At 64.1% G+C, this 1199-nt stretch carries 1 protein-coding gene; it reads left to right on the forward strand.

Features of this window, described 5'->3' with window-relative positions; translation table 11 throughout:
- Positions 1–49: 49 nt before the first annotated feature.
- Positions 50–1197, forward strand: a protein-coding gene (locus DFO45_RS24865) for an IS3 family transposase (RefSeq protein ID WP_133866993.1) whose coding sequence is annotated in 2 segments (ribosomal slippage) — positions 50–314 and positions 314–1197 — 1149 coding nt in all. Because the reading frame shifts where the segments join, the coding sequence is not laid out codon by codon here.
- The last annotated feature ends 2 nt before the right edge of the window (positions 1198–1199 follow it).

Here is a 1199-nt window from a genome sequence, read left to right on the forward strand (position 1 = left end):
AAGTGGTCCTCCGTGAAGTAGGCTTTTTGAGCCTTTGGAGGATGGCGCGATGGCGCAGAAGAAGCACAAGCCGGAAGAGATCGTCGCGAAGCTTCGGCAGGTCGACGTTTTGGTGTCGCAGGGGCGTCCGGTTGCGGAGGCGATCCGGGCCATCGGGGTGACGGCGTTCACCTATTATCGCTGGCGCAAGGAGTTCGGCGGGCTGAAGAGCGACCAGGTGAAGCGGCTAAAGGATCTGGAGAAGGAGAACGAACGGCTGCGCAAGGCGGTTTCGGACCTGACGCTGGAGAAGCTGATCCTGAAGGAAGCCGCGTCGGGAAACTTCTAAGCCCCGCCCGTCGCCGTCGCTGCATCGCGCACGTCGTGGCCAAGCTCGGCGTATCGGAGCGGCTCGCGTGCCGGGTTCTGGGGCAGCATCGATCCACGCAACGCAAGGTGCCAGTGGGCCGTGCCGATGAGGCGGGCCTGACCGCGGACATCATCGAACTGGCCACCCGATACGGTCGCTATGGCTATCGGCGGATCACGGCATTGCTGCAGGCGTCCGGCTGGGTGGTGAACGTGAAGCGGGTCGAGCGGATCTGGCGGCGGGAGGGGCTCAAAGTGCCAAGCAAGCAACCGAAGAAGGGGCGCCTGTGGTTCAACGGCGGGTCCTGCCTGCGGCTGCGGCCGGAGCATCCCAACCATGTGTGGTCCTATGACTTCGTCGAGGATCGCACCCACAACGGGCGGAAGTTCCGCATGCTGAACGTGATCGACGAGTTCACACGGGAGTGCCTGGCCATCCGCATTGACCGCAAGCTGAACTCGACCGCGGTCATCGACGTGCTGACGGACCTGTTCGTGCTGCGGGGCGTGCCCAGCCATATCCGTTCCGACAATGGCCCGGAGTTCATCGCCAAGGCGGTGCGGGACTGGATCACGGCCGTCGGGGCCAGGACGGCCTTCATCGCGCCCGGCTCGCCGTGGGAGAATGGCTATTGCGAGAGCTTCAACTCCAAGCTCCGGGATGAACTGCTCGACGGTGAGATCTTCTACAGCCTGGCCGAGGCGAGGATCGTCATCGAGGACTGGCGCCGGCACTACAACACCGAGCGGCCACACTCCGCGCTCGGCTACAAGCCTCCGGCACCGGCCGTTATCGTGCCGCAGGTGCCGCCAACATCAAATGCGCCCAACAGGCCCACAATGCATTAGAC

This window comes from Azorhizobium sp. AG788 (genome assembly GCF_004364705.1).
GTDB classification, from domain to species: domain Bacteria; phylum Pseudomonadota; class Alphaproteobacteria; order Rhizobiales; family Xanthobacteraceae; genus Azorhizobium; species Azorhizobium caulinodans.